Annotated in this window: 24 protein-coding genes; 15 read left to right on the top strand and 9 right to left on the bottom strand. The window is 71.6% G+C overall.

The window, feature by feature from the left end; genetic code table 11:
* Positions 1-19 precede the first annotated feature (19 nt).
* Positions 20-925, bottom strand: a complete 906-nt coding sequence (locus ABT053_RS33670; protein WP_350974634.1) for an SIS domain-containing protein — start codon at positions 923-925, stop codon at positions 20-22.
* Complete coding sequence (locus ABT053_RS33665) at positions 922-2,028, bottom strand: carbohydrate kinase family protein (protein WP_350974632.1); 1,107 nt, start codon at positions 2,026-2,028, stop codon at positions 922-924. Before ABT053_RS33665 ends, ABT053_RS33670 begins: the two co-directional genes overlap by 4 nt.
* Here ABT053_RS33665 and ABT053_RS33660 point away from each other — a divergent pair.
* From ABT053_RS33660 to ABT053_RS33605, 12 genes are all read left to right on the top strand, one after another.
* A complete protein-coding gene (locus ABT053_RS33660) occupies positions 2,018-2,698 on the top strand; it encodes a Rossmann-fold NAD(P)-binding domain-containing protein (protein WP_350974630.1) in 681 nt (226 codons plus the stop codon). The two genes, ABT053_RS33665 and ABT053_RS33660, sit on opposite strands and share 11 nt — an antisense overlap.
* Before the next feature lie 251 nt (positions 2,699-2,949).
* Positions 2,950-4,275: an ABC transporter substrate-binding protein gene (locus ABT053_RS33655; RefSeq protein ID WP_350974629.1), complete on the top strand. Its 1,326-nt coding sequence runs from the start codon at positions 2,950-2,952 to the stop codon at positions 4,273-4,275.
* 89 nt (positions 4,276-4,364) lie between these two features.
* Positions 4,365-5,330: a carbohydrate ABC transporter permease gene (locus ABT053_RS33650; protein WP_350974627.1), complete on the top strand. Its 966-nt coding sequence runs from the start codon at positions 4,365-4,367 to the stop codon at positions 5,328-5,330.
* A 10-nt stretch (positions 5,331-5,340) separates the two neighbouring features.
* Positions 5,341-6,321 carry a carbohydrate ABC transporter permease gene (locus ABT053_RS33645; protein ID WP_350974625.1) on the top strand — a complete coding sequence of 327 codons (981 nt, stop codon included), beginning with the start codon at positions 5,341-5,343 and terminating at the stop codon, positions 6,319-6,321.
* A 5-nt stretch (positions 6,322-6,326) separates the two neighbouring features.
* Entirely contained in the window at positions 6,327-7,328 is a 1,002-nt protein-coding gene (locus tag ABT053_RS33640) for a D-2-hydroxyacid dehydrogenase (protein WP_350974624.1), read from the top strand.
* A complete protein-coding gene (locus tag ABT053_RS33635) occupies positions 7,328-8,092 on the top strand; it encodes a DeoR/GlpR family DNA-binding transcription regulator (RefSeq protein WP_350974622.1) in 765 nt (254 codons plus the stop codon). Before ABT053_RS33640 ends, ABT053_RS33635 begins: the two co-directional genes overlap by 1 nt.
* A 28-nt stretch (positions 8,093-8,120) precedes the next feature.
* Positions 8,121-9,482 (top strand): family 4 glycosyl hydrolase, encoded by a 1,362-nt coding sequence (locus ABT053_RS33630; RefSeq protein WP_350974621.1) that lies wholly within the window; start codon positions 8,121-8,123, stop codon positions 9,480-9,482.
* A gap of 75 nt (positions 9,483-9,557) precedes the next feature.
* Positions 9,558-10,406 carry a fumarylacetoacetate hydrolase family protein gene (locus tag ABT053_RS33625; RefSeq protein ID WP_350974620.1) on the top strand — a complete coding sequence of 283 codons (849 nt, stop codon included), beginning with the start codon at positions 9,558-9,560 and terminating at the stop codon, positions 10,404-10,406.
* A complete protein-coding gene (locus tag ABT053_RS33620) occupies positions 10,403-11,395 on the top strand; it encodes an amidohydrolase family protein (protein WP_350974619.1) in 993 nt (330 codons plus the stop codon). Before ABT053_RS33625 ends, ABT053_RS33620 begins: the two co-directional genes overlap by 4 nt.
* On the top strand, positions 11,392-13,272 hold the full coding sequence (gene ilvD / locus ABT053_RS33615) for a dihydroxy-acid dehydratase (protein ID WP_350974618.1): 1,881 nt from the start codon (positions 11,392-11,394) through the stop codon (positions 13,270-13,272). The genes ABT053_RS33620 and ilvD overlap by 4 nt, the downstream gene beginning before the upstream one ends.
* 40 nt (positions 13,273-13,312) lie before the next feature.
* Positions 13,313-13,558, top strand: a complete 246-nt coding sequence (locus ABT053_RS33610) for a DUF2630 family protein (RefSeq protein ID WP_350974616.1) — start codon at positions 13,313-13,315, stop codon at positions 13,556-13,558.
* A gap of 467 nt (positions 13,559-14,025) precedes the next feature.
* Entirely contained in the window at positions 14,026-15,441 is a 1,416-nt protein-coding gene (locus ABT053_RS33605; RefSeq protein ID WP_350974614.1) for a pyridoxal phosphate-dependent decarboxylase family protein, read from the top strand.
* A 103-nt stretch (positions 15,442-15,544) separates the two neighbouring features.
* Here the strand turns inward: ABT053_RS33605 and ABT053_RS33600 are convergent, their stop codons facing one another.
* From ABT053_RS33600 to urtA, 7 genes are all read right to left on the bottom strand, one after another.
* Positions 15,545-16,756, bottom strand: a complete 1,212-nt coding sequence (locus ABT053_RS33600; RefSeq protein ID WP_350974613.1) for a hypothetical protein — start codon at positions 16,754-16,756, stop codon at positions 15,545-15,547.
* Positions 16,753-18,228 (bottom strand): transporter substrate-binding domain-containing protein, encoded by a 1,476-nt coding sequence (locus ABT053_RS33595; protein WP_350974611.1) that lies wholly within the window; start codon positions 18,226-18,228, stop codon positions 16,753-16,755. Before ABT053_RS33595 ends, ABT053_RS33600 begins: the two co-directional genes overlap by 4 nt.
* 384 nt (positions 18,229-18,612) lie before the next feature.
* Positions 18,613-19,302, bottom strand: coding sequence for an urea ABC transporter ATP-binding subunit UrtE (gene urtE / locus ABT053_RS33590; RefSeq protein WP_350974609.1), 690 nt, complete (start codon positions 19,300-19,302; stop codon positions 18,613-18,615).
* A complete protein-coding gene (gene urtD / locus ABT053_RS33585) occupies positions 19,280-20,038 on the bottom strand; it encodes an urea ABC transporter ATP-binding protein UrtD (protein ID WP_502991930.1) in 759 nt (252 codons plus the stop codon). The genes urtE and urtD overlap by 23 nt, the downstream gene beginning before the upstream one ends.
* Complete coding sequence (gene urtC / locus ABT053_RS33580; protein ID WP_350974607.1) at positions 20,035-21,141, bottom strand: urea ABC transporter permease subunit UrtC; 1,107 nt, start codon at positions 21,139-21,141, stop codon at positions 20,035-20,037. Before urtC ends, urtD begins: the two co-directional genes overlap by 4 nt.
* Entirely contained in the window at positions 21,138-22,004 is an 867-nt protein-coding gene (gene urtB, locus ABT053_RS33575) for an urea ABC transporter permease subunit UrtB (protein WP_350974605.1), read from the bottom strand. The genes urtC and urtB overlap by 4 nt, the downstream gene beginning before the upstream one ends.
* 119 nt (positions 22,005-22,123) lie before the next feature.
* The gene (gene urtA, locus ABT053_RS33570) at positions 22,124-23,359 is read right to left on the bottom strand and encodes an urea ABC transporter substrate-binding protein (RefSeq protein ID WP_350974603.1); all 1,236 of its coding nucleotides are present in this window, start codon (positions 23,357-23,359) and stop codon (positions 22,124-22,126) included.
* A gap of 331 nt (positions 23,360-23,690) precedes the next feature.
* On the opposite strand from urtA, the gene ABT053_RS33565 reads away from it, so the two are divergent.
* The 3 genes from ABT053_RS33565 (at position 23,691) to ABT053_RS33555 (ending at position 26,307) form a co-directional block, all read left to right on the top strand.
* Positions 23,691-23,993 carry an urease subunit gamma gene (locus ABT053_RS33565; RefSeq protein ID WP_329092030.1) on the top strand — a complete coding sequence of 101 codons (303 nt, stop codon included), beginning with the start codon at positions 23,691-23,693 and terminating at the stop codon, positions 23,991-23,993.
* A gap of 282 nt (positions 23,994-24,275) precedes the next feature.
* Complete coding sequence (locus ABT053_RS33560) at positions 24,276-24,602, top strand: urease subunit beta (RefSeq protein WP_350974601.1); 327 nt, start codon at positions 24,276-24,278, stop codon at positions 24,600-24,602.
* On the top strand, positions 24,592-26,307 hold the full coding sequence (locus tag ABT053_RS33555) for an urease subunit alpha (protein WP_350974599.1): 1,716 nt from the start codon (positions 24,592-24,594) through the stop codon (positions 26,305-26,307). The genes ABT053_RS33560 and ABT053_RS33555 overlap by 11 nt, the downstream gene beginning before the upstream one ends.
* Positions 26,308-26,376 lie beyond the last annotated feature (69 nt).

The following is a 26,376-nucleotide window of genomic DNA, read 5'->3' as shown; positions in this document are numbered from 1 at the left end:
CGGGCGGGCGGGCACGGGACTACTCGACGACGACCGAGCGGGACAGGTGTTCGGGGGTGTCGCACTCCAGGCCGCGGGCGCGGGCGTAGGCGATCGCGAGGCGGTGGACCCGTACCAGCTCGGCCTGGGGGTCGGCGCCGGCCACGCGGAGGGTGGCACCGGTGGCGGCGACGGCGTCGGAGACGTCGGCGGGCAGCGGGGAGAGCGACCACACGAGGGTGCGCGGCCCGGCGCAGGCGATGGGGCCGTGCCGGTATTCGAGCGTGGCGTACGACTCCGTCCACAGCCGGGCGGCCTCGCGGCACTTGAGCGCGGCCTCCTCGGCGAGCCCGCGGGTCCAGCCGGTGCCGAGGAAGACCAGGTGGTCGTAGTCGGCGGGATCGGCGACCGGCGGCTCGGCGAGGGCCGCCGCGGCCCCGGCGGGCAGCCCCGAGACGTCGTCGCCGGCGGAGGCGCGCAGGAGGGTGAGGGCGGAGGTGGCGAACCGGGTCTGCACCACGGAACGCTCGTCGGCGAAGTCGAGCAGGACCTGCCGGTGGGTGACCTCGGTGATCGGGGAGCCGGGGGTGCCGGTCACCGCGACCGTGGTCATGCGCTCCGACAGCTCGCGCGCCAGCCGTACGAGATCGGTGGTCGTGCCGGAGCGGGAGAGCAGGACGGCCACGTCGTAGGGGTCGGCGTCGTCCAGCTCGGTGGCGATCGCGGCGCGGGTGCGGCCCTGCCCGAGGCGCTGCCGCAGGCGGGCGTAGGAGTCGAGGACGTAGTAGGAGGTGCCGCAGCCTACGGCGAGCACGTTGGCGCCCGGCTCCGGCAGGTCACCGCGCAGGCTCGGGGCGACGTCGAGGACCCGCTGCCAGATCTCCGGCTGGCTCTCGACCTCGGCCTGCGTCTGGCGGGCGAGGAGAGGCTCGGTCGTGGTCGTCACTGCTGGTTCTCCTGTGGGTGGGTGACGGTCGAGTCGGTGGACGGATGGGGACGCGGGCCCGCGGCGACGTCGCCGGGACCGGCTCCGGCGGGACGGGTGCCGGCGACGTCGCCGCCGTCCGTACCGGAGGCGGCCTCGGCCAGGTCGACGACGGTCAGGGTCGCGGCGAGCGCGTCCGCCTGGGCCGCGTCCGGCTGGGCGGCGGTGCCGCCCGCCCCCTGGGTCGACAGGGCCCCGCACGCGGAGGCCGTACGGAGGGCGGAGGCGAGGTCCTCGCCCGCGAGCAGCGCGGTGAGCAGGCCCGCGTCAAAGGAGTCTCCGGCGCCGGTGGTCTCCAGCGGGGTGATCTCGGGCGCGGTGACCCGCAGCCGGGTGCCGTCGGGACGGTGCAGCAGGGCTCCCTCGGCCCCGCACTTGACCACCGCGCCGGTGCCGAGCGAGGCGAGCACCGCCGCGGCCTCGCGCGCCGACCCCAGGCCGGGGTGCCCGGCGGCGGCGGCGATGTGGAGGGCCTCGGCCTCGTTGGGCAGCAGGTAGTCGACGAGCGGGAGCAGGGCGGGCAGGCCCTGGTCGAAGGAGCGGCCGGGGTCCCAGTTGGGGTCGATCGACGTGGTGAGACCGCGCTCCCTGGCGGCGCGCAGCAGGTCCGGCAGGCCGGGCCACAGGTCCCGCTGGAGGAAGTAGGAGCTGACGTGGAGGTGCCTGGCGGCGACGAGGGCCTCGGCGGGCACGTCGGAGGCGGCGAGGCGGCCGATCTCCCCGGGGAAGGTGAGGATCGACCGGTCGCCCCGGGCTCCCAGGACGACGCTCATGCCGGTGCGACGACCAGGTCTGCGCAGACAGTAGCTTGTGTCCACCCCCCGCTCGCGCAGCCGGTCGAGGACGAACTCGCCGAGCCAGTCGTCGCCGACCACCCCGACCATGGCGACGCGGGCGCCGAGGCGGGCCGCTCCGCAGGCGGTGATCGCCCCGGAGCTGCCGAGGACGATCGTGGCGTCCTCCACGATCTCCTCGACCTGCCCGAACGCCGGTCGGACGTCGCCGCACTCCACGATGACGTCGGCGTTGAGCTCTCCGACGACGAGGAGATCCATGTCAGTCATTCCGCCTCACGTGCTGGTCGTCGGGGGGACGCGAATCCTGTCCCCGGCGGTGCGGGTGCTCGTGGACAGGGGGTCGCGCGTATCGGTGGTGTCGCGGTCGGGGCACGGCGTGCCCGCCGGGGCGGACGCCGTGGTCGCGGACGTGACGGAGGTCGCGGCCCTCGCCGCCGCGCTCGACCTCGCGATCGGGGAGCGCGGGCCGCTGGGCCTCGCCCTGGCCTACCAGCCCTTCGCCCCCGCCGGGGCGTGGGCGGCACTCGCCGCGCGGGTCGGCGGGCCGCTGGTGGCCCTGCTGACCAGCGGCCACGCCGCGCCTCGGGACGCCCCCGCGCCGCCCCTGCCCGAGGGGGTCGTGGAAGGCGCCGAGGTGCGGCACCTGCTGCTCGGCTGGCGCCCGCCGGGGGCGGGCCTGCCCGCGCACTGGCACACCCCCGAGGAGATCTCCGCGGCCGCGCTCGAGGCCGCCGGCACGGCGTTCCCGGCCGCCACGGCCGCCACGGCCGAGGACGCGGGTGGTCCCGCCAGCGGGATGGGCGCGCCGGAGGGATCCGCGCGACCCGTGGTGCCCGTGCGACCCGTGGTGCCGGGCGTGCCAAGCCTGCCGGGCGTGCCCGGGAAGCCCGCGGTGCTGGGCGTCGTGCGGCCCTGGGACGAGCGCCCAGGGGGGTGACGCGTCGTGGCGGGTGCCCACGTGCCCTCCCCAAGATCGCGAGCGTTCAATTAACGTCAAAAACTCTCAGAGCTTTCGCTGCGAAACCGTACGCACCCCTCGCGCGGCCTGTCAACACGCCGGAAGATCGACGAAGGAATCCCGGTCGCGGCGGTAAAGCTCCACGTCACAGAATAGCTGAGAGCTATTGACGCTTTCTGGCTGAAGTTGATAGGAACAGCGATACCGACCGGACCCCCCGAGGAGAGCCCATGCAACTCAACCGTCGCCAGCTCCTGCGCGCGGCAGGCACCACGGTGGTCGGCGCGGCCGCCACCGGCGCACTCGCGGCCTGCGGCGCCTCTTCTTCCCCCTCCCCCGCGGCGGGCGGCGCCGGTGCGCCGGCGACCGGCACCCTCACCTTCTCGGTCTGGGGGTCGGACGCCGAGATGGGCGCCTTCAACTCCATCGCCCGGGCCTTCGAGAAGCAGAACTCCGGGACGAAGATCAAGGTCGAGCAGCTGCCGTACGAGCAGATGCGTCCCACCCTCGACGCGAGGCTGCAGTCGGGCCAGGGGCCCGACCTGTTCCGCGTCACCTACAACGACATCGGCATCTACAGCTCCCAGGGGGTGCTGCAGGATCTGAGCGCCGCGGTCGGGGGTGACGGCGCCCAGTTCATCGACGCGCTGTGGGCCGGCGTCCAGTACGAGGGCAAGCCGTACGGGGTGCCGCACCACACCGACACCTCGGCGATCCTCTACAACAAGGCCCACTTCGCCAAGGCCGGCATCGAGGAGGTGCCCTCCACGCTCGACACCGCGTGGACCTGGGAGGAGTTCATCGAGGTCGCCGAGAGGCTCAAGGCCGCCAACCTGGGCGGCGCCCCCTTCGGCGTCAACTGGCAGCAGTACGGCGCCTACCGCTGGTTCAACTGGCTCTGGCAGTCGGGCGGCAGGGCGCTGGCGGCCGACGGCAGGAGCGTCGTCCTCGACTCCCCGCAGGCGCGCGAGACGCTCGCCTTCACCAAGTCGTTCTACGACAGGGCGCTGATGCCGAAGAACATGATGGTCAAGACCTCCAACACCCCCGACCTGGTGTTCCCGTCGGGCAAGGTCTCGATGGCGTTCGTCGGCGACTTCCTGCTGCCCGACATCGGCACCAGGGCCAAGGGCATGGAGTTCGGCGCGACCTTCCTGCCCCGCGGGGCCGGCGGGGCGGCGGCCGACCTGGGCGGCAACGCCGTCGTGGTGACCACGCAGAGCAAGCTCCCCGACGCCGCCGCCGCGTTCGCCAAGTTCCTGGTCACCCCGGAGAACATGAAGCTGTTCTGCGAGCAGACCACCGTGCTGCCCTCCCGCAAGGACCTGGCCTCGGCCACGCTCGACTACTCCGTCTCCGCCGACCTGATGCCGGTCTTCCAGCAGCAGGCGACGACCATGCCGGCCGACCTGGTGAAGCTGGTGACCCTCTCCGGCTTCGCCGCCGTCAACGACTCGCTGGTCCAGCACCTGGAGGCGCACTTCACCGGCGGCCAGTCGGCCGACGACACGCTGAGCGCGCTCTCCCAGTCGATCCAGAAGGCGATCTCCGCCTGACCCGGCATCCGGACGTCAAGCATTCGGCGTTCGGACGTTCGGCGTTCGACCTGGTTAGGCACGTGACCGGCTGAGGAGGCCCAAGGCAGATGGCATCGGTGAGCAGCCCGGCGAGGCCGGGACCGGCCGCTGGGCCCGGGACGGGGAAGACCCCCCGCCCCGGCGGCGGCCACGGACTCCTGCGGACCAAGAGGGTCCGCGAGGCGATCACGGGGCTGGCCTTCGCGGGTCCCGCCCTGGTGGTCTTCGCGGTGTTCATGTTCTGGCCGCTGGTCAGGATCTTCTGGATCAGCCTCCAGAAGACCAGCGGCTTCGGCATCGCGAAGTTCATCGGCCTGGAGAACTACCGGGACATCCTGGCAGATTCGATCTTCTGGGAGGCGCTGGCCAACACGGCCCTCTACACGGCGCTCTCGGTCCCGCTCTGCCTGGTGGCGGGGCTGGGCGCGGCGCTGCTGCTCAACCGGGGCATGCCGGCGCGGGGGCTGGTCCGGGCGGTCTACTACATGCCCGCGGTCATCTCGGGCGTGAGCAGCGCCCTCATCGCCGCCTGGATGTTCAACGAGGACCTCGGGATCGTGAACGAGCTGCTGGGCGCGGTGGGCCTCGGCCCGGTGCCCTGGCAGTCGGAGGGCCTGCCCGCGATGGTCTCGCTGGTGCTGGTCAGCCTCTGGATCGGGCTCGGCTTCAACATGGTCGTCTACCTCGCGGCGCTGCAGGGCATCCCCCGGGAGGTCTACGAGGCGGCGCGCTGCGACGGCGCCTCCTGGTGGCAGACCCTGCGGTCGATCACGATCCCCTCGCTGGCGCCCACGACCTTCTTCCTGGTGGTGATCGGGATCATCAACTCCTTCCAGGTCTTCGACATCGTCTACGTGATGACCGGGGGCGGCCCGGGAAACTCCACCACGATGCTCGTCACCTACGCCTACTCCACCGGCTTCGAGCAGCGCCAGCAGGGTTACGCCTCGGCGATCGGCGTGCTGCTCTACCTGATCGTGCTGGTGATGACCATCGTCCAGTGGCGGGTCAACCGTCGCAGGGACATCGCGTGAGGAGATCGTCATGGCGGCACTGAACGCCCACGGCAGCCGCGCGGAGGACCTCACGGCCGGGCGAGGACGGCCCCCCGGGCGCCGGATTCCCGGGCGGCTCTCCGGACGACGGCCCTCCGGGCGACGGCTCCCCGGATCCACGCCGGGAAAGGACCGCGACCCGGCGGTCACGGCGAGAGAGCGCCGGGCCGCGCGCCTGCGGCTGGCCTTCGCGGTGACCGGCGCGATCGCGATGCTCTTCCCGGTCTACTGGATGGTCGTCACCGCGCTCTCCACCCCCGACGAGCTGCGGGGCTCGGAGCTGCACCTCTGGCCGACCTCCCTGAACTGGGCCAACTTCACCGGCCCGTGGGCCAAGTTCCCCTACCCCACCTGGATCGTCAACTCGCTCACGATCGCGGTGGGCGCGGTGGTGCTCACCGTGGTGATCAACCTGATGGCCGGGTACGCCTTCGCGAAGCTCCGCTTCCCGGGCCGTAACGTGCTCTTCCTGCTCGTCATCAGCACGCTGATGGTGCCGGTGCAGGTGGTGATGGTGCCGCAGTTCCAGCTGGTGGTCGACTTCGGGCTGATCGGCTCCGACTGGGGGGTGATCCTGCCGCGGCTGGCCGAGGCGTTCGGGCTGTTCATGGCCCGCCAGTTCATGATGGCCATCCCGGACGAGCTGATCGAGGCGGCCGAGGTCGACGGCGCGGGGCAGATGCGGATCTTCCGCCAGATCGTGCTGCCGCTCTGCCGTCCGCTGATCGCGGTGCTGGTGATCTTCACCTTCATGTGGCGCTGGAACGAGTTCGCCTGGCCGCTCATCGTGCTCAAGGACCCGGAGAGCTACACCCTCCAGGTCGGCCTGCTGTTCCTGAAGAACCAGTACGGCCAGGACTACGGCGCGCTGATGGCCATGTCGCTGGTGTCGATGATCCCCATGCTCGTGGTCTTCGCGCTCTTCCAGCGCCACTTCGTCGAGGGCATGGCCCGCTCGGGCATCAGGTGACGGGAATGAAAATGATCAACGTGTGCGTGACGCTCGACTTCGACGACGCCTGGCTCGCCGAGGTGGCCGCCGTCTCCCCCGGCGTCAGCGTCTACAAGCACCTCGCGGCCTCGGCCGGGGAGATCCCCGCCGAGCTGCTGGCCCGCACCGACGTCCTCTACACCAACACCGCGTTCCCCGCCGGTGCGCAGGCGCCGCGGCTGTCCTGGGTGCAGCTCGACACCTCCGGGTGCGACCACGTGAAGGGCACCGACCTGTGGGCCTCCGGCGTCCCGATCACCACGATCGGCGGCGTCTCGCCCAAGCCCCTCGCCGAGTACGTGCTGATGATGATCCTGGCGCACGCCCACCACCTGCCGGAGATCATCGGCCTGCAGGGCCGCTCGCACTGGCCCGACCTCGACTACCGCTGGAGCCGCCTGATGCCCCGGCCGATCCCCGGCTCCACGGTGGGCGTGGTCGGCTACGGCCGGATCGGCAAGGAGATCGGCAGGCTCGCCCACGCCTTCGGGATGAGGGTGATCGGCATGCGGCGCGGCCTGCCCCGCGAGGGCGAGCGTTTCAGCGACTCCGCCGGGGAGACCCCCGCCGAGGTGACGGGCCCGGAGGGGCTGCACTCGCTGCTGGCCCGCTCCGACTACGTCGTGCTGACCGTCCCGCACACCGACGAGACCCACCACCTGCTCGGCGCCGAGGCGTTCGACCGGCTCAAACCGGGGGCCGTGCTGATCAACGCGGCCCGGGGCGGGGTCGTCGACGAGGTGGCGATGCTGGCCGCGCTGCGGTCCGGCCGGCTCGGTCACGCCGTCCTCGACGTCTTCGCCGAGGAGCCGCTTCCGGCGAGTAACCCGTTCTGGCGCGAAAGTGATGTTCTGATCACCCCGCACGTGGCAGGATTCGCGCCCGGCTACCACGATCAGGTCCGCGCGCTCTTCACCGAGAACCTGCGCCGTCTGATCGCCGGGGAGCCTCTCCTGAACCTGGTGGACAGAAAGGCCGGTTACTGATGCTGAGCGAGAAGCGCAGAAGCAAGCTCCTGCACTACGTGCGCGACAACGGGTCGGTCAGCGTCGACGACCTGGCGGAGCTGCTGAGCGTCAGCGTCTCGACGGTCCGGCGCGATCTCGACGAGATGGACGAGCGCGGCCTGCTGCGCCGCGTGCACGGCGGCGCGATCGCCGTCGGCGCCGAGTCGGCGGAGACCTCGATCATGGAGCGTGCCGTCCGCCACCTGGAGGAGAAGCACCGCATCGCCCAGGAGGCGGTCGGGCTCATCGAGCCGGGCAGTACGATCCTGCTCACCGGCGGCTCCACCACCGCCCAGATGGTCCCCTACCTCGCCTCGGTGCCCGACGTCACCGTGGTCACCAACTCGATCGCCATCGCCCACGGGATCGGCACCACCACCGAGGACGTCCAGGTCCTCGTGCTGGGCGGGCTGCTGCGCAACGTCGAGCTCTCCCTGCTCGGCCACCTGACCACCCAGGCGCTCGCCGACATCCACATCGACCGGGCCTTCTTCAGCGCCTACGGGCTCGACCCCGGCTACGGCATGCTCGGCGCCCACCTCGCCGAGGCCGAGACCGACCGCAACATGATCGCGGCCGCCCGGCACCTCGTCGTCCTCGCCGACCACAGCAAGTTCGACCAGCGCAGCGCGGTGCGGATCGCGCCGGTGTCGCGCATCGGCACCGTGGTCACCGACGCCCACGCGCCCGCGGAGGCGGTCGCGGCGCTGCGAGCCCGCGACATCGTCGTCATCCAGGCCTAGACAGGCCCAGATCGGAGTTCTCCACCCCATGACCCATCCCCGTGTTCTGGTGCTGATCGGAGCGGGCAGCGCGGTGTTCACCCGCGGCCTGCTCGCCGATCTCATCTCGGCCGACGATCTCGGCGCCTGGGAGATCCGCCTCGTCGACGTCGACGAGGAGGCGCTCTCCGTGGCGGCCGGGCTCGCCGGGCTGATGGTCGAGGCGCGCGGCGCCCAGGACAAGATCACCGTGCGTTACTCGACCGACCGGCGGGACCTGCTGCCGGGCGCCGACTACGTGGTGACCTGCGTCGGTGTGGGCGGTCGCCCTGCCTGGCAGGCCGACCACGAGATCTGCGCGGAGCACGGTGTCTTCCAGCCGGTCGGCGACTCGGTCATGCCCGGTGGCATTTCCCGCCTGCTGCGCACGGTGCCGGTGATGGTGGAGATCGCCCGCGACATCCGGGCGCTGGCGCCGCGGGCGCACTTCTTCAACTACAGCAACCCGATGACGGCCAACGTCATGGCCATGACGAAGTACGCCGGTGTCGAGGTCGTGGGCCTGTGCCACGGCATGCACCACGTGCAGCGGGAGCTCGCGGCGTTCGCCGGGCTGCCGTTCGAGGAGACCTCGACGCTGTACGCGGGAATCAACCACCTCACGTTCATCTACGACTTCCGGCACGCCGGTGCCGACGCCTGGCCCGGTGTGCGCGAGCGCGTCGACCGGGAGCTGGCGGTGCCCCCCGAGCCGGAGGACATCGGCTCGATCTGGGAGAACGGGAAGGCGTGGCACAACCCGTTCTCGTGGGAGATCTTCCGCCGTTACGGCGCCTATCCGGCCGCCAACGACCGGCACGTGCTGGAGTTCTTCCCCGAGCGCTGGACCGGCGGCGACTACTACGGCAAGAAGCTCGGCGTGGACGCCTTCTCGGTTCCGGAGATCCTGGAGTGGGGCGAGCGGCGCTACCTGTCGATGCGCGCCCAGGCCACGGGCGAGGTGCCGCTCGACGAGACGATCTTCGAGCGGTCCACCGGCGAGCAGGAGCAGCTCATCGCGATCATCCGCTCCATCGTCTTCGACCGGCGCGAGATGTTCTCGGTGAACGTGCCCAACCGGGGCGCGCTGCCCGGCCTGCCCGACGACGCCGCCCTGGAGATCCCGGGGGTGGCCACCGCCCGTGGCCTGCGCCCGGTGTCGGTCCCCGACCTGTCGGCCCCGCTCACCGCGATCCTCGCCCAGCGGCTGTCCTCGGTCTACCTCGCCGTCGAGGCGGCGATGACCGGCGACCGCGACCTCGCGGTGGAGGCCGTGATCGCCGACGGCGCGGTGACCGACCCCCGCGCGGCCGCCGAACTCACCGACGCCCTCCTCGCCGCCCAGAAACGCTTCCTGCCCGCCTTCGCCTGACGCCCGCCGGGAACCCGGACTCCGGCGAGCGCGCCCGGAGTCCGGTCCCACCACGCCCAAAACTAGGAGAATCACGTGCGTATCGCCCGTATCCAACGTGCCGACGGTGCCGTGTTCGCCGCGCGGATCGACGGCGACCTGGCCGTGCCCGTAGCCGCCGAGGCGCCCCGGTTCATGGCCGACGCGGTGCGCGACCTCATCGCCGACGGCGCCGACCCGTCCGTCCTGGCCCCGGTCGCCGATCCACTGCCCCTGCCGGAGGTCACGCTGCTCAGCCCGGTCGCGGCCCCGCAGAAGATCGTCTGTATCGGCCTCAACTACGCCGACCACATCCGCGAGACCGGCCTCGACACCCCCGAGCGCGTGCTCTCCTTCGTGAAGACCGCGCACACCCTGGCGGGGCCGTACGAGGACGTGGTGGTCCCCGTGGGAGCGACCGCGCAGCTCGACTGGGAGGCCGAGCTGGCCGTGGTGATCGGCGCGGCCGCGCGGCACGTCGGTCCCGCCGAGGCCATGGACCACGTCTTCGGATACACCGTCGTCAACGACGTGTCGGCCCGCGACGCGCAGTTCGCCGACGGCCAGTGGTTCCGGGGCAAGAACTTCGACGGCTTCTGCCCGGCCGGGCCGTGGATCGTCACCCCCGGCGAGATCGCCGACCCGCACGCGCTGGCGATCTCCGCCCGGGTCAACGGCGAGACCGTGCAGGACGGCTCGACCAAAGAAATGATCTTCAAGATCCCCGAGATCATCTCCTACCTGTCGCGCTACATGACGCTCAACCCCGGCGACGTCATCGCCACCGGCACCCCGCATGGCGTGGGCATGGGGCGCACACCGCGGCTCTGGCTCGGGGACGGCGACGTGGTCGAGGTCGAGGTCGAGGGCCTCGGCACGCTGCGCAACACGGTGAGGTTCGCGTGAGCGAGGTCCGCGTCAGCCGGTGGGGCCTTCCGGCGATCGACTTCCACTGCCACTTCCCCGGGGAGGAGCCCACCCAGGATCGCCTCGACGCCGCGTACGAGCACGCCTGCGGCCCGGCCAAGCTCTCGCTCCTGCGGAAGAACGCCACCGGCTACCACGAGCGGGTCCGCCGCGCCCGCACCCTCTCTCCCTCCGGCCCCGAGACCCGTACCACCGAGGAGGTCGCCGCCGCCTGGCGGGCGGAGGCCGACGCGGCGGGACTGGAACGGGTGGTGTTCATGAGCGGCGGGGGCAACGACCGCCTGGCCGGGGTCGTCGCCGCCCACCCGGACCGCTTCCTCGGCTTCGCCAACCACCAGCCCTGCTCGCCCGGCGCCGCCGCCGAGCTGCGCCGCGCGGCGACGGAGCTGGGGCTGTCGGGCTACAAGGTCATCGCGCCGTGGGTGACCGTCCCGCTCGCCGACCGGTCGCTCTGGCCGGTGTGGGAGGTCTGCGAGGAGTACGGCCTGCCCGTGGTGACGCACTTCGGCCCGGTCAACGGCGGCGGCGGGATGGGGTACGCCCCCAACATGGACCCGATCGCGCTGCACGACGTGGCCAAGGCCTTCCCCTCGGTCGGCTTCGTGGTCGCCCACTTCGGCTGCGGCTACCCCGGGGAGCTGCTCCGCCTGGGCTGGGCCAACGCCAACGTGCACGTCGACACGTCCGGCGGCCAGGAGTGGACCCGCTGGATGCCGTACGAGCTGACGGTCAAGGACCTGTTCCGGCGCTTCCACGAGACGTTCGGTCCCGAACGGATCGTCTTCGGCACCGACTCGTGCGACTTCCCGTGGGGATACATCACGCAGTACGCCGACGAGCAGGTGCGCGTGATGGACGAGCTGAACCTCTCGCCCGACGACCGGCGGCTGATCACGGCGGGCAACGCCGCCCGGCTGCTCGGCCTCGACCTGCCCGGCATCGCCACCGGCAGAAAGGAAGCGGCATGAACATCGGCGCAGACAGCGGCACGGGCAGTAGTGCAGGCAGTGGCGCAGGCGGTGGCGCAGGCGGTGGCACGGACACCGCCGCGAACACGGACGGGGACGTCCCCGCGAACACCACCGCGAGCATCGGCACGGACAGCGGCACGGGCACGGGCATCGCCGCGGACACCGGCACCGCCGCGAGCATCGGCACGGACACCGGTATGGGCATCGCCGCGGACACCGGCACCGGCACCGGCATCGCCGACGATCCCGATCGCGCGCCCGCGCGCTCCCACCTGTACGCCATGGGCCTGTCCGACGAGGAGATGCGCCGCCCGGTCGTGGGCATCGCCTCCACCTGGACCGGCACCATGCCGTGCAACCTCACCCACCGCGAGCTGGCGGCGCACGTCGCCGAGGGGGTGCGGCGGGCCGGGGGCACCCCGATGGAGTTCAACACGATCGCGGTCTCCGACAACCTCACCATGGGCACGCCGGGCATGCGGGCCTCGCTGGTGAGCCGGGAGGTGATCGCCGACTCGATCGAGCTGATGGGACGCGCCCACGGGTTCGACGCGCTGGTCTGCGTCGTGGGCTGCGACAAGACCGTCCCCGCGGCGATCATGGCGATCGCCCGGCTGGACGTGCCGTCCGTGGTCCTCTACGGCGGCAGCATGATGCCCGGCCGCTGGCGCGACCGGGACGTCACCATCCAGGACATGTGGGAGGCGCTCGGCGAGCGGGCGGTGGGCCGCATGTCCGCCGAGGACGTCGACGACCTCGCGCGGCACGCGTGCCCCGGCCCCGGCACCTGCGCCGCCCAGTACACGGCGAACACCATGGCGGGCATCGCCGACTTCCTCGGCCTGGCGCCGTTCGGCATCGGCGACATCCCCGCCGTCGCGGAGGAGAAGAACGAGGCGGCCCGGCGCGCCGGGGAGATCGCGATGGACGCGCTGGCCCGCGACGCCCGGCCGTCCACGGTGCTGTCGGAGGGCGCGCTGCACAACGCGCTCGTGGCGGTCGCCGCGATGGGCGGCTCGACGAACGCGGTGCTGCACCTGCTCGCGATCGCCCGCGAGGCGGGGCTGCCGCTGCGGATCGACGACATCGGGGAGGTCTGCCGCCGGGTGCCGATCGTGGCCGGTCTCAAGCCCAGCGGCCGGCACACGGCCGCCGACCTGTGGCGCGCGGGCGGCACCGCGCTGGTGGCGCGGCGGCTGCGCGAGGCCGGGCTGCTGCGCGAGGACGTCACCCTGGTCGACGGCCGCACCCTGGCCCAGGTCGCGGACGACGCCGTCGAGGCGCCCGGCCAGCGGGTGGTCGCCACCGTGGCCGAGCCGGTCAAGGGTCCGGGAGCGCTCGCGATCCTGCGCGGCTCGCTCGCCCCCGAGGGCTGCGTCCTCAAGCTCGGCGGGCGGCCCGACTTCCGCAGGGAGGGCCCGGCCCGGGTGTTCGACTCCGAGGAGGAGTGCTTCGCCGCGATCCAGGAGGGCGTGATCGTCCCCGGCGACGTGGTGATCGTCCGCTACGAGGGGCCGGCGGGCGGTCCCGGGATGCGGGAGATGCTCTCGATCACCGGGGCGCTCGTCGGGCGGGGCCTGGGCGACTCGGTCGCCCTGGTCACCGACGGCCGCTTCAGCGGCGTCTCCCACGGCCTGGTCATCGGGCACGTCGCCCCGGAGGCGCACCACGGCGGGCCGATCGCGCTGGTCCGCGACGGGGACACCGTCGTCGTCGACTCCGCCGCGAACCGGCTCGACCTGGAGGTCGGCGACGAGGAGCTGGCCCGCAGGCGGGCCGCCTGGCGCCGCCCGGACCGGGTCGTGGAGCGCGGGGTGCTGGCCAAGTACGCCGCCGTCGTGGGGTCGGCCTCCGACGGTGCGGTGACCTGCTGATCGGATACAGTCCAGAAGAACTCTGACAGGGGGAACGGCCATGAGGGACGGCGACATCCTCGCCCACATCACCGAGCTGATCGCCGAGGAGCGGGAGCTCCGGGCGAAGCTGGGCTCGCACTCGATCTCCTCCCACGAGGAGAACAACCGGATCAAGCACCTGGAGGAGGCTCTCGACCAGGCGTGGGACCTGCTCAGGCAGCGCCGGGCGCGCCGCGAGTTCGGCGAGGACCCCGACTCGGCGGCCCCCCGCCCGATCGACGAGGTCGAAGACTACCGCCAGTGACCACCGGCCCCTGAAGATCCTTCGGGGAGGCCGACACACACCCCGGGAAGCCTCTTCCCGGAGGTCGGTACATGCTCCGGGAAGAGGCTTCCGAGAGGTCGGCACACACCGCAAGAAGCCTCTTCGTGAAGGCGGGCACGCGTCGGGAAGATCCTTCCGAGGGACCGGCACTGGGAAGCCTCTTCCCGGAGGCCGGCACACACCGCGGGAAGCCTCTTCCCGAAGGCAGGCACGCGTCGCGAAAGCTCCTTTCGGGAGGTCGTCGGTCACCCGCGGGCTGACCGCGTCACTCCTGGACGCCCTGAGCCGCCCCGGCCACTCCGCGTCGCTCACCCGCCGCGCCCACCCCAGCCCCCCGGAACCCGAGGCGGGCGCGCGGCCACCCGGCTGATCGACGCCCCGGAGGGGCGGGGCGCGGGGTGGCGAGTCGCGGGCGAACGTGCTCATCCTTGGGGATGAGTGATCCTTTGTATGAACGTGACCAGGCCGCGGCCGCGCTGGAAGAGGTGGCTCGGGCCGCCCGCCCCTACCTCGACTCGCTCGGCGGCCGTCCCGTTCACGACCACGGGTCCGACGGGCTCGTCGACCTTCTCGACCACCCTCTCCCCGAGCGGGGAGAGGGCACCCTCGACACCGTACGGCGGCTGCTGCGCGCCGGCACCGGGGCGGCGACGCACTCCTCGGGACCGCGTTTCTTCCACTTCGTCGTCGGCGGCTCGACCCCGGCGGCCCAGGCCGGCGACTGGGTGACCTCGCTGCTCGACCAGGCGGGCGGACTCTGGCTCACCTCGCCGTTCGCCACCCGGGCGGAGACCGTCGCGCTGCGCTGGCTGAAGGACCTGTTCGGGCTGCCGGAGTCCTACGGCGGGGTGCTGACCCCGAGCGCCACGTTCGCCAACCTCACCGGCCTGGCGTGCGCCCGGCAGTGGTGGGGCGAGCGGCACGGGGCCGACGTGGGCGCGGACGGGCTCGCGGGGCTGCCGCGGATGCCCGTGCTGGCCGGGGGCTATCTCCACCCGAGCAGCCGCAAGGCGCTGCAGATACTCGGCTGCGGCCGTGACAGCGCGCGGATCCTCGCCGCGGACGAGGCCGGGCGGGTCGACCTGGCGGCCATGGACCGGGCGCTCGGCGAGATCGACGGCCCCGCGGTGATCATCGCGAACGCGGGAGAGGTGAACACCGGCGACTTCGACCCCATCGGCGAGCTGGCCGACCTCGCCGAGCGGCACGGCGCCTGGCTGCACGTGGACGGGGCCTTCGGGCTGTTCGCGGCGGCCTCCCCGCGACTGTCGCACCTGGTCAAGGGGGTGGAGCGGGCGCACTCGGTGATCTCCGACGGGCACAAGTGGCTGAACGTGCCCTACGAGAGCGGGTTCGCGTTCGTCCGCGAGCCGGAGCTCATGGCCAGGTCGTTCGGCGCGTGGGGTGCCGCGTACCTGCCGCCCGGCGACGACCCGCACGTCAACTACAACGTCCTGGGCCCCGAGTCCTCCCGGCGGGCGCGGGCGCTGCCCGTCTGGGCGACCCTGCGGGCGTACGGCAGGCAGGGGTACCGGGAGATGGTCGAACGTCACCACGACCTGGCCCTGCGGCTCGGCGCGATCGTCGAGGAGGCCCCCGACCTGGAGCTCCTGGCTCCGGTACGGCTGTGCGTGGTCTGCTTCCGCTACCGCCCGCCCGGCGTCCCCCCGGAGGAGCTGGACGCGCTGAACGCGTGGCTCGGCGCGGAACTGCTCGCCGACGGCCGGGTGTACGCCGGAACCACGACCTACCGGGGGATGACCGCGCTGCGACCGGCCATCCTGAACTGGCGTACCACCGAGGCCGACGTCGACCTGCTGGCCTCGGTGGTCCGGGAGATCATCGGCCGCCGCGCGTCCTGACCGGCGCACCGTGCCCACACGACGCACCGTGACCCGCCGCGACCTGCCGTGACCCGCCGCGCCCTTCCGGCCCTTCCACACGGAAGGGACCGGTGAGCCGGTGTCAGCGTGGGCCCTCGACAGCGCCCGGAGACCCGACCGGGCTCGGAGACCCGGCCGCGCTCGGAGTCTCGGTCGCGCCCGGGGACCCGGCGGAGCTCGGGGACGAGGACGGGGAGGGCGAGGCCGGGGCGGCCTCCTCGGCCGGGCTTTTCTCCCCGGCCGGGGAGGTCTCCTCGGCCGGGGAGGTCTCCTCGGCCGGACGGCCCTCGCAGCGCGAGTCGGCCGGGGCCCGCTGCGAGACCGGGGCGAGCCAGGAGATCACGCTGTGCTCGACGTACCAGCCGTGCAGGTTCACCCACGTCCTGGGCACCTCGCCGGGGTCGGGGCAGAGCACCTTCGAGCGCAGCCGGTCGTTCTGGATGAACTCCACGACACCGTCACGCTTGAGGACGGTGGTCATCTGGTCGTCGCTGGCGACCATGTAGCCCACGACCACCTCCTCGGTCTCCTCCCCGGCCTTCCCGTCCGGCCTCTCCGGGGTGATCTGCATGGCGACCAGCGGGAGGATCGGCGCCCTCATCACCACCACGCCGACCAGGAACGGGGTGAACACCGCCATCCCGATCGCGATGCCGTGGGTCAGCACCCTCGCCGGCGCCTCGGGCACCGGGCCGGTCAGCAGCGCCGCGAACACCGGGGGAAGCGTGAGAAGGATCGCCGTCGCCACGTCCCGCGCGGTGAACGCGGAGACGATGGCCGGCCACAGCAGGACGTACGACAGCACGGCGGCGATCACCGGAAGCGCGTAGCAGAACGTGGTCCGCAGCTCCTCGTGGTCCGGGAAGCGTTCGCGCACGGTCAGCCCGAGCAGGGCCAGCGACAGCATCGCCAGCGTCGGCAGGAAGCGCAGCTGCCAGGTGCACACGCCCATCGCGACGGCGAGGACCACCACCCAGCCGGGCAGCCGCTGGGCGCTGTGCACCAGCCACGAGGAGCGGCCCGTGCTGATCCAGTGAAGCGTGCCGAGGAGCCTGCCGCCGACCACGACGACGGGCAGCACCCACACCGTGGTCAGCAGGACAGCGCTCAGCAGGCCCAGCGGGCTGATGGTCTGCACGAGCAGGAGCAGCGTCTGGGTGTCCTGCTTGCTGGCGTACCACAGCCGCATCACCAGCAGGACGATCGGGAACACCGGCAGCAGCGTGAGGAACCACTCCTGGTTCCTCGGCGCGTCCCTCACCCGCGCGCCGGGTCTCAGGGGATCGCGCTTCAAGGGGCGGAGGGGCAATCCTGCACGGGGAGGGTCCGCTCCCACGGCCAGCGGCGCACGTCGGGCGGGAGCGCGCAGGGCTGCCGCGCCTGCGCCACGTCCACCCCCGGGTTGGCCGCCAGCAACGGCCTGATGTGCTTCTCGTACGCCTCCTCCCAGCTCTTGTTGCCCGGATCGGCGTAGGAGCGGTAGAGGGCGAGGTCGACCAGGGTGCGCAGCGCGCCGTTGGAGCCCGCGTTGACCGCCCACATCTCCGTCTTCTCCAGCGCGATGTCGTGGTGGCGCAGCTTCCTGCCCGGCTCCGCGACGAACCCGGCCAGCAGGGCCGCGTCGGTGGTCACCGCGTCGGCCGCCCTGTTGGCCGCGACGCCGTCCGCGAGACGGTCGACGCACTTGCTGATCAGGAGCTCGGCGATGGGATCGACCTTGATCGCCTTCCTCAGCTCGGCCAGGGAGGTCGAGGTGCCGAGCGAGCAGACCCTCTTGCCCTCCAGCTGCCCCAGGGAGGGGACGTTGTCGTCGGGGTAGTCGGCCCTGGTCACCACCGACTGCTCGGTGTAGAGGTAGGGCGTGGAGAAGCCGACGGAGGGGTCGGCCCTGCGCTCGGGCGTCACGCTGAAGGTCGCCACCACGAGGTCGACCTTGACGAACGCGCCGCCCGTGTCGCGGGCCTGCATGCGCGCCCTGTCCTCGGTCTCGATGGAGAGGAAGTCGACCTGGTCGGGCCGGAAGCCCAGGTCCGCCGCGATCATGTAGGCGATGTCGATGTCGAAGCCGGTGAAACCGCTCTCCCCCGGCTTCCGCAGGGCGATGCCCGGGGTGTCCTCCTTCACGCCGATGAGGAGTCTGTCCTTGTCGAGGAGCCCCGCCTTCTCGCGCAGCTCGGCCTCGGTGGGAGGCCCGCTCACCCACGCGATGGACACCCCGACCACGACGGCGGCGAGGACCAGCGCGATCCAGGCGGCGAGCCGGAAGCGGCGGAACCCGCGGCGGCGGGGCGGGCCGGACGGTCCCGGCGGGCCGGGTGGCCCGGGCGACCCGATCGGCTGCCCGGGGTAGGCGCCCTCGGCGTCCGCGCCCTCCGGCCGCGGATCGCGGTCGTGGCGGTCGTGGCGGTCGTCGTCGCGCCGGTCGCGGTCGTACCTGTCATCGGACCACCGGTCACGGTCGTACCGGTCGTCGGACCGCCGGACGGGCGCGTACCGGTCGTCGTCCCGGCGGTCGCGCTCGTACGGCCCGTGGGACCGCCGCCCACGCCCGTGCCGTTCGTCGTCGCGCCGATCGTCGGACCGCCGGTCGTCATCGCGGCGGTCGCGTTCGTACCGGTCGCGTTCGTGCCGGTCGTCGGAGCGCCGCTCGTCGGAACGCCGGTGGGGCGCGTCCTCCGGCCGTCGGTCGCGCTCTCCGGCGGGCGTCTCCCCTGCGCCCCGGCCGGACCGCCGGCCGGGAGCCTCACCGTCCGGCGATCCGGTCACGCGGCCGGACCGCGCCGCACGCTCGTCACCGGCCGGGCCGCCGACCGCGCCACTGACAGCCCCGCCACCGACAGCCCCACGGGAAGAGCCGGTCTCCCGGGAGAGCCCGGTCTCCTCGCGGGAGGACCGGACCCGCTTCTCGGGAGCCTCGGAGGATTCGAGAGGCGCGGGAGACCCGGGAGACTCGGGAGAGGAGGGATCGGGAGAGGAGGAGGCCCCCTCCGGTCGCTTTTCCCCGTCCGCAGGTTCCTTCGCCATGACACCCCCGGACTCCGCTTTTCTGGGCAGGCTATGTCGTCATCACCCACGACGGGACCCCCTTCATCAAGAAGTGATCAAACACGGCCTTCTTGATATGGAAAGTCCGATTCACCGCCTTAGGGGTCAGACGGCGAGAAGGCGGTGAATTCCCTCCCCGCGCAGTTCCTCGGCCGCCCCCGAGTGGACGACGTGCCCGGCGTCGAGAATGAGGAAGCGGTCGGCGAGCCGGAGCGCCAGGTCCAGATACTGCTCGACCAGCAGGAGCGACAGGCCCGTGGCGTGCAGCCGCTCGATCGCCTCCTCGATCTCGATGATGATCGACGGCTGGATGCCCTCGGTGGGCTCGTCGAGGATGAGCAGCTTGGGACGGGTGACGAGCGCGCGGGCGATGGCGAGCTGCTGTTGCTGCCCGCCGGACAGGAACCCGGCGCGCCGCTTGAGCAGCGGCTTCAGCCTCGGGAAGGTCTCCAGGGCCTCCTCCAGCGCCTCCTGCGGCCCCTTGGCGGCCTCCAACGTGACCTGGAGGTTGCCGAGCACGCTGAGCTGCGGAAACGTCTCGTGCCCCTGGGGGACGTACGCCATGCCGAGCTTGACCCGCTCGTGGGGCGGCATACGCGTCACGTCGCGGCCCTCGAAGGTGACCGACCCCGCGGTGGCGGGAAGCACGCCCATCACGGTGTTGAGCAGGGTGGTCTTGCCCACCCCGTTGCGGCCCATCACGCACATCAGCTGGCCGGGCTCCACCTCCAGGGAGACCCCGAACAGCACCCGGGCCCTGCCGTACCCGGCGTCAAGTTCCTGTACCGACAGCATCGCTGCGCTTCCTTCCGAGATAGACCTCCTGCACGCGCGGGTCGTCGCGGACCTGGTCGACCGATCCCTCGATCAGCACCTTGCCCTCGTGCAGGACGGTGACCTGCGAGGCGTACCTGCGCAGGAACTCCATGTCATGTTCGATCACGATCACCGTGTGGTCGTTCGCCACGGACGTCAGCAGCTCGCCGGTGCGCTCCCGCTCGTCCTTGGACATTCCGGCCACCGGCTCGTCCAGCAGGAGCAGCTTGGGGCTCTGGGTGAGCAGCATGCCGATCTCCAGCCACTGCCGCTGCCCGTGGGAGAGCACCCCCGCGGGCCGGTCGGCCAGTTCCTTCAGGCCGGTGGTCTCCAGGGCCTCGGCGACGGCGTCGGAGATTCCGCGCCTGCGCCGGGCCAGCGACCAGAGCGGGCGGCGGAAGGAGGCCGCCAGGTCGAGGTTCTCCAGGACGCTGAGCTCCTCGAAGACCACCGACGTCTGGAAGGTCCGCCCGACGCCGAGCCGGACGATCTTGTGTTCGCGCTGGCCGACCAGGCTGCGGCCGTCGAAGACGACCTCGCCGGTGGTCGGCCGGGTGAGGCCGGTGATGACGTCGATGAGCGTGGTCTTCCCGGCCCCGTTGGGACCGATCAGGAAGCGCAGCTCCCCCTTCTCGACCGTGAGGTCGATGCCGTCGATGGCGCGGAAGCCGTCGAAGACCACCGACAGCCCGCGTACCTCGATCATCGGGCTCATCCGACCTCCTCCATGACTCTCGTACCGGGAGCCTCCGCGGGCGGCGGCTCGGGGTCCGTACGGCGCCTCGACCTCCGCGCCCAGGCGTCGCGCGCCGACGCCGCCACGCCGAGGATCCCCTTGGGGGCCAGGGTCATGACGAGGATGAACAGCGCGCCCTGCAGGTAGAGCCAGCCGTCGGCGAACTGCTCGCTGAACGACGTCTTGGCGTACCCCATGACGACCGCGCCGAGGATCGCCCCGGCCAGTGCGAACCTGCCGCCCACCGCGACCGCGACGACGAGTTCGAGGGAGGGCACCACGCCCAGCAGCGCGGGCGAGATGATGCCGACCACGGGCACGAACATCGCCCCCGCGAGCCCGGCCATGCCCGCCGACAGCGCGAAGGTGACGGTCTTGACCCTCGCCGGGTCGTAGCCGAGGAACCTGACGCGGTCCTCGCCGTCCCTGATGGCGACGAGCAGCCGCCCGAAGCGGCTGCCGACCAGCTGGCGGGCACCGAGATAGAGCAGCCCGGTGACTATCGCGACCGCGAAGTACAGCCCGCGCTGGGTCGAGTCGGCCGCCAGGTCCTGGCCGAACAGGTCGTAGAAGTTGGTGAGGCCGTTGGTGCCGCCGGTGAGGCCCTGCTGGCCGACGAGCAGGATGACGAACGCGGCGGCGAGCGCCTGGGTGAGGATCGCGAAGTACGCGCCGCGCACCCGCTGCCTGAACACCAGCAGGCCCAGCACCGTCGCGATCAGCATCGGCCCGGCGACGACCATGACCAGCGCGAACACCGGGTTGGCGAACGGTTTCCACAGCGCGGGCAGCTGCTCGACCCCGCTCCACACCATGAAGTCGGGCAGGTCGCCCTGGGCGTCCACCAGTTTCAGGTGCATGGCCATGGCGTAGCCGCCGAGCCCGAAGAACACGCCCTGGCCCAGGACGAGCATGCCGCCCTGCCCCCAGGCCAGGCCGATGCCCAGGGCGACGATCGCGAAGCAGAGGTACTTGGCCAGCAGGCCGAGGCGGAAGGGCTCCAGCAGCAGCGGTGCGACCACCAGGGCCAGCACGGCCACCACCGCGAAGACCCCGGGCCCCCTGAGGCGTGCGAGATTCATGTCAAAGCCCTCGATCGGAGTACGAACAGGCCCTGCGGCCGGAACTGGAGGAAGGCGATGATCGCGGCGAACACGATGACCTTCGCCAGGCTGGCGTCGCTCCAGAACTCGGCGTACGAGTTGAGCAGGCCGAGTCCCGCGGCGGCGATGACGGCGCCGCGCAGCTGGCCGAGCCCTCCGGCGACGACCACGAGGAAGGCGTCGACGATGTAGTAGGTGCCGAGGGCGGGTCCGACGGGGCCGATCAGGGTGAGGGCCACCCCGGCGACCCCGGCCAGGCCCGAGCCGATGAAGAAGGTGCGCTGGTCCACGTGGGCGGTGTTGATGCCGCTCACCGCGGCGAGCTGCCGGTTCTGCATCACCGCCTGCATCCGGCGTCCCTGGCCGGTGCGGTTCATGTACGCCCAGATGCTGACAACGGTCGCGATGGCCAGGCCGAAGATGAACAGCCGGTTGTACGGCAGGGACGCGATGCCTCCCTGCAGCCAGGTGGGCGCCTGGACCTGCACGTTGGGTGCCCCGAACAGGTCGCGGGCGAGCTGCTGCAGCACGAGGCTGACGCCCCAGGTGAGCAGCAGGGTGTCGAGCGGGCGGCCGTAGAAGTGCCGGATCGCGGTCCGTTCCAGGACGAGTCCCATCAGCCCGGCGACCAGGAAGGCGACGGGCAGGGCGACGATCACGGCCATCCGGCCGGTGAGGTCCTGGAGCAGGTAGGCGGTGTACGCGCCCGCCATGATGAACTCGCCGTGGGCCATGTTGATCACGCCCATCTGGCCGAACGTGAACGTCAGGCCGAGGGCGATGAGGAGCAGTACGGCGCCGATGGACAGGCCGATCGGGAGCTGGTTGAGAAACGCCTCCACCGAAGGTCCCCTTCCTACGAGTGATTGGCTCCGGAGCCGGGCCGCACCGCATTGTGGGTGCGTCACGGTGCTGCCCGTGATCTGGTCACGGCCCGGTCCGGAGCCGGTCTGAGAGGGGATCAGCCGTTGGCCAGGCCGCTCGCCCAGGGGTAGCCCTTGAGGTAGGGGTCGGGCTTGATCGGCTCGCCGGAGTTCCAGACCTCCTTGATGAGGCCGTCGGGCTGGATCACGCCGATCCTGGCCGTCTTGTACATGTGCTGGTTCTCGCCGTCGATGGTGACCAGGCCCTCGGGACGCTCCAGGGCGATGCCCCCGGCGGCCTTCCTCACGGCCTCGACCTCGACGGACCCGGCCTTCTTGACGGCCTCGGCCCAGAGGTAGACGGCGTTGTACCCGGCCTCCATCGGGTCGGAGGTCACCTTGTCGGCGCCGTACTTGGCCTTGAACGCGGCGACGAACTTCTCGTTGGCCGGGTTCTCGGTGGTCTGGTAGTAGTTCCAGGCGACGGGGTGTCCGGCGATGTTGTCGACGCCGATGCCCTTGACCTCCTCCTCGGCGACGCTCACCGACAGGACGGGCATCTGCTCGGCGGTGACCCCGGCGCTGTTGAGCTGCTTGAAGAAGGCGACGTTGCTGTCACCGTTGAGGGTGTTGAAGACGGCGTCCGGCTTGGCCTGGACGACCTTGTTGGTCAGCGTGCTGTACTCGGTGTGGCCGAGCGGGGTGTACTCCTCGCCGAGGATCTCCATCCCGTTCGCCGCCGCGTACGCCTTGATGATCTTGTTGGCGGTGCGCGGGAAGACGTAGTCGCTGCCGACCAGGAAGATCTTCTTCTTGCCCTGTTCCTTGAGGTAGTCGAGGCCGGGGATGATCTGCTGGTTGGTGGTCGCGCCGGTGTAGAAGATGTAGGGCGAGCTCTCCAGGCCCTCGTACTGGACCGGGTACCACAGCAGGGCCTTGCTCCGCTCGAACACCGGCAGCATCGCCTTGCGGCTGGCGGAGGTCCACCCGCCGAAGGTGGTGGCGACCTTGTCCTGGCGGATGAGCTTGGTGGCCTTCTCCGCGAAGGTGGGCCAGTCGGACGCGCCGTCCTCCACCACGGGGATCAGCTTCTTGCCGAGCACGCCGCCCGCGGCGTTGATCTCCTCGATGGCGAGCAGCTCCGAGTCCCTGACGGTCACCTCGCTGATGGCCATCGTGCCGCTGAGCGAGTGCAGGATGCCGACCTTGATGCCGTCCTCACCACCGCCGGCGGAGGCCGCGTTCGTGCCCGAGGGGGCTTCGCCTCCGCAGGCGGTCAGCGCCGTGGCCAGCGCCGCGACGACGAACCCGGAGCGCCACACTGTGTTCCTCAATGACTTTCCTCCTTGCCGGTACGGCCCCCGCACCGATCTATCTGCCGTCAAGGTGACTGAGTGAGGTTTCCCGCCTAGTTCGCAGTTGTTAATTGCGCTTTACCGGGATTTCACCGCCGTGACAGGACGTGGCGGCGCGAACACCAGGCCGCTTTTTATCCCGACAAATCACCAAATTTCGTGATATCTAGTTCGGAACGTCTCGGCATACCCGCAGGAAAGAGCGCTCTGACGAGCACTTTTCCCCCGTTCGCCCTACTCGCGGCACCTGGAAACCGGCACGACATCGACGTGCAACATCATGGAAACCGATGGTTCCTATGGTCCGGGAATGCGGCTCACACCACACGAGCAGGAACGCCTGCTCATCCACGTCGCCGCCGGTGTCGCCCGCGACCGCAGGTCACGGGGCCTCCGGCTCAACCACCCCGAGGCCACCGCGATCATCGCGTCCTTCCTCATGGAGGGCGCCAGGGACGGACGCACCGTCGCCGAGCTGATGGACGCGGGCCGCAAGGTGCTGTCCCGCGACGACGTCATGGACGGGGTGCCGGAGATGCTGTCGTCGGTCCAGATCGAGGCCACCTTCCCCGACGGCACCAAGCTCGTCACCGTCCACCACCCCATCCCGTGAGCCCCGGCCGACCCCGTGACGACCGGCCACCCCGCACCCGCCGGGAACCCTCGTGAAGACCGGCCGCCTTCCCCACCCGGGCGATCCCGTGAAGACCAGTCGCCCTCCGCACCCGGGCGACCCCGTGACGACCGGCCGCCTTCCACACGTGGGCGATCCCGTGACGACCGGCCGCACCGCGCACGCGGGCGTTCCGCGACACCCCGCCGTACTCCGCCGCACCCCGCCGTACCCGGCCGCACCCCGCCGTACCCCGCCGCACCCCAGGAACGGTGAACCCCGATGACACCCGGTGAGATCCTGTACGGCGACGCGCCCATCCCGCTCAACCCGGGCCGCGAGCGCGTCACCGTCCGCGTCGTCAACACCGCCGACCGGCCGATCCAGGTCGGCTCGCACTACCACTTCGCCGCGTGCAACCCCGGCCTGGAGTTCGACCGCCAGGCGGCCTGGGGCACCCGGCTCGACGTCCCGGCCGGCACGGCGGTGCGCTTCGAGCCCGGCGTGGAGCGCGACGTGACCCTCGTGCCGATCGGCGGGCTGCGGATCGTCCCCGGTCTCCGCCCGGAGTGGGCCGGACCTCTCGACGGGAGCCCCAGTGTTCATTGAACGATCCCGCTACGCCGCCCTCTACGGCCCCACCACCGGCGACCGGATCAGGCTGGCCGACACCGACCTGCTCGTCGAGGTCACCGAGGACCTGTCGATGGGCCCCTCGGGGGCGGGCGACGAGGCCGTCTTCGGCGGCGGCAAGGTCATCAGGGAGTCGATGGGCCAGGCCAGGACCACCAGGGCCGAGGGCTCCCCCGACCTGGTGATCACCGGCGCGGTGATCCTCGACCACTGGGGCGTGGTCAAGGCCGACATCGGGATCCGTGAGGGCCGCATCGTCGCGATCGGCAAGGCCGGGAACCCCGACACCATGGACGGCGTCCACCCCGACCTGGTCATCGGCCCCTCGACCGAGATCCTCGCGGGCAACGGGAAGATCCTGACCGCCGGGGCGATCGACTCCCACGTCCACCTGATCTGCCCGCAGATCCTCGACGAGGCCCTCGCCGCCGGGGTGACCACCATCGTGGGCGGCGGCACCGGGCCCGCCGAGGGCACCAAGGCCACCACCGTCACCGGCACCTGGTACCTCGCCCGGATGCTGGAGTCGCTCGACTCCTACCCGATCAACGTCGCGCTGCTCGGCAAGGGCAACACGGTCAGCCGCGAGGGCCTGCTCGAACAGCTCCGCGCCGGGGCCTCGGGATTCAAGCTGCACGAGGACTGGGGCACCACCCCCGCCGCCATCGACGCCTGCCTGTCGGTCGCCGACGCCACCGGCACCCAGGTCACCATCCACACCGACACCCTCAACGAGGCCGGGTTCGTGGAGTCGACGCTGGCGGCGATCGGCGACCGGATGATCCACGCGTACCACACCGAGGGAGCGGGCGGCGGCCACGCGCCGGACATCATCCGGGTCGCCTCCTACGGCAACATCCTGCCGTCCTCGACCAACCCGACCCGCCCGCACACCGTCAACACACTCGACGAGCACCTCGACATGCTGATGGTCTGCCACCACCTCAACCCGTCCATCCCCGAGGACCTGGCGTTCGCCGAGTCCCGGATCCGGCCGTCCACGATGGCGGCCGAGGACATCCTGCACGACATGGGCGCGATCTCGATGATCGGCTCGGACTCCCAGGCGATGGGCCGGGTGGGCGAGACGATCATCCGTACCTGGCAGACCGCGCACGTGATGAAGCGCCGCCGGGGCGCGCTGCCCGGCGACGGCCCGGCCGACAACCTGCGCGCCCGGCGCTACGTCGCCAAGTACACGATCTGCCCGGCCGTCGCCCACGGCCTGGACGGCGAGGTCGGCTCGGTGGAGACCGGCAAGCTGGCCGACCTGGTCCTGTGGGACCCGGCCTTCTTCGGCATCAAGCCGGACCTGGTGGTGAAGGGCGGTGTCATCGCGTACGCCCAGATGGGCGACGCCAACGCCTCCATCCCGACCCCGCAGCCGGTGATGCCGCGCCCGATGTTCGGCGCCGCCCCGGTCACCGCCGCCGCCACGTCGGTCCACTTCGTCGCCCCCCTCGCGATCGAGGACGGCCTCGCCGACCGCCTGGCCGTACGCAGGCGCCTGCTGCCGGTGGCCGACGTCCGGCGCAGGGGCAAGGAGAGCATGCCGCTCAACGACGCCATGCCCAGGATCGACGTCCACCCCGACACCTTCGCCGTCAGCGTCGACGGCGAGGTCATCGAACCCGCCCCCGCCGAGACCCTGCCCATGACCCAGCGCTACTTCCTGTTCTGACCGGCCGCCGATCGGCCGCCACGCCGTCTCGTCCAACCGGTCCCGTCCCGCCGGGTCCGTCCCGCCCGT

This window comes from Streptosporangium sp. NPDC002524 (genome assembly GCF_040295985.1).
In the GTDB taxonomy this organism is placed as follows: domain Bacteria; phylum Actinomycetota; class Actinomycetes; order Streptosporangiales; family Streptosporangiaceae; genus Streptosporangium.
This window is presented reverse-complemented; position numbering and strand designations above follow the sequence as displayed.

Bases quoted from the DNA above. Each gene is read 5' to 3' on its own strand.
- ABT053_RS33660 (WP_350974630.1), top strand. From the start codon at position 2,018: ATGTCAGTCATTCCGCCTCACGTGCTGGTCGTCGGGGGGACGCGAATC.
- ABT053_RS33665 (WP_350974632.1), bottom strand. From the start codon at position 2,028: ATGACTGACATGGATCTCCTCGTCGTCGGAGAGCTCAACGCCGACGTC.
- ABT053_RS33655 (WP_350974629.1), top strand. From the start codon at position 2,950: ATGCAACTCAACCGTCGCCAGCTCCTGCGCGCGGCAGGCACCACGGTG.
- ABT053_RS33650 (WP_350974627.1), top strand. From the start codon at position 4,365: ATGGCATCGGTGAGCAGCCCGGCGAGGCCGGGACCGGCCGCTGGGCCC.
- ABT053_RS33645 (WP_350974625.1), top strand. From the start codon at position 5,341: ATGGCGGCACTGAACGCCCACGGCAGCCGCGCGGAGGACCTCACGGCC.
- ABT053_RS33640 (WP_350974624.1), top strand. From the start codon at position 6,327: ATGAAAATGATCAACGTGTGCGTGACGCTCGACTTCGACGACGCCTGG.
- ABT053_RS33635 (WP_350974622.1), top strand. From the start codon at position 7,328: ATGCTGAGCGAGAAGCGCAGAAGCAAGCTCCTGCACTACGTGCGCGAC.
- ABT053_RS33630 (WP_350974621.1), top strand. From the start codon at position 8,121: ATGACCCATCCCCGTGTTCTGGTGCTGATCGGAGCGGGCAGCGCGGTG.
- ilvD (WP_350974618.1), top strand. From the start codon at position 11,392: ATGAACATCGGCGCAGACAGCGGCACGGGCAGTAGTGCAGGCAGTGGC.
- ABT053_RS33610 (WP_350974616.1), top strand. From the start codon at position 13,313: ATGAGGGACGGCGACATCCTCGCCCACATCACCGAGCTGATCGCCGAG.
- urtE (WP_350974609.1), bottom strand. From the start codon at position 19,302: ATGCTGTCGGTACAGGAACTTGACGCCGGGTACGGCAGGGCCCGGGTG.
- urtD (WP_502991930.1), bottom strand. From the start codon at position 20,038: ATGAGCCCGATGATCGAGGTACGCGGGCTGTCGGTGGTCTTCGACGGC.
- urtC (WP_350974607.1), bottom strand. From the start codon at position 21,141: ATGAATCTCGCACGCCTCAGGGGGCCCGGGGTCTTCGCGGTGGTGGCC.
- ABT053_RS33565 (WP_329092030.1), top strand. From the start codon at position 23,691: ATGCGGCTCACACCACACGAGCAGGAACGCCTGCTCATCCACGTCGCC.
- ABT053_RS33560 (WP_350974601.1), top strand. From the start codon at position 24,276: ATGACACCCGGTGAGATCCTGTACGGCGACGCGCCCATCCCGCTCAAC.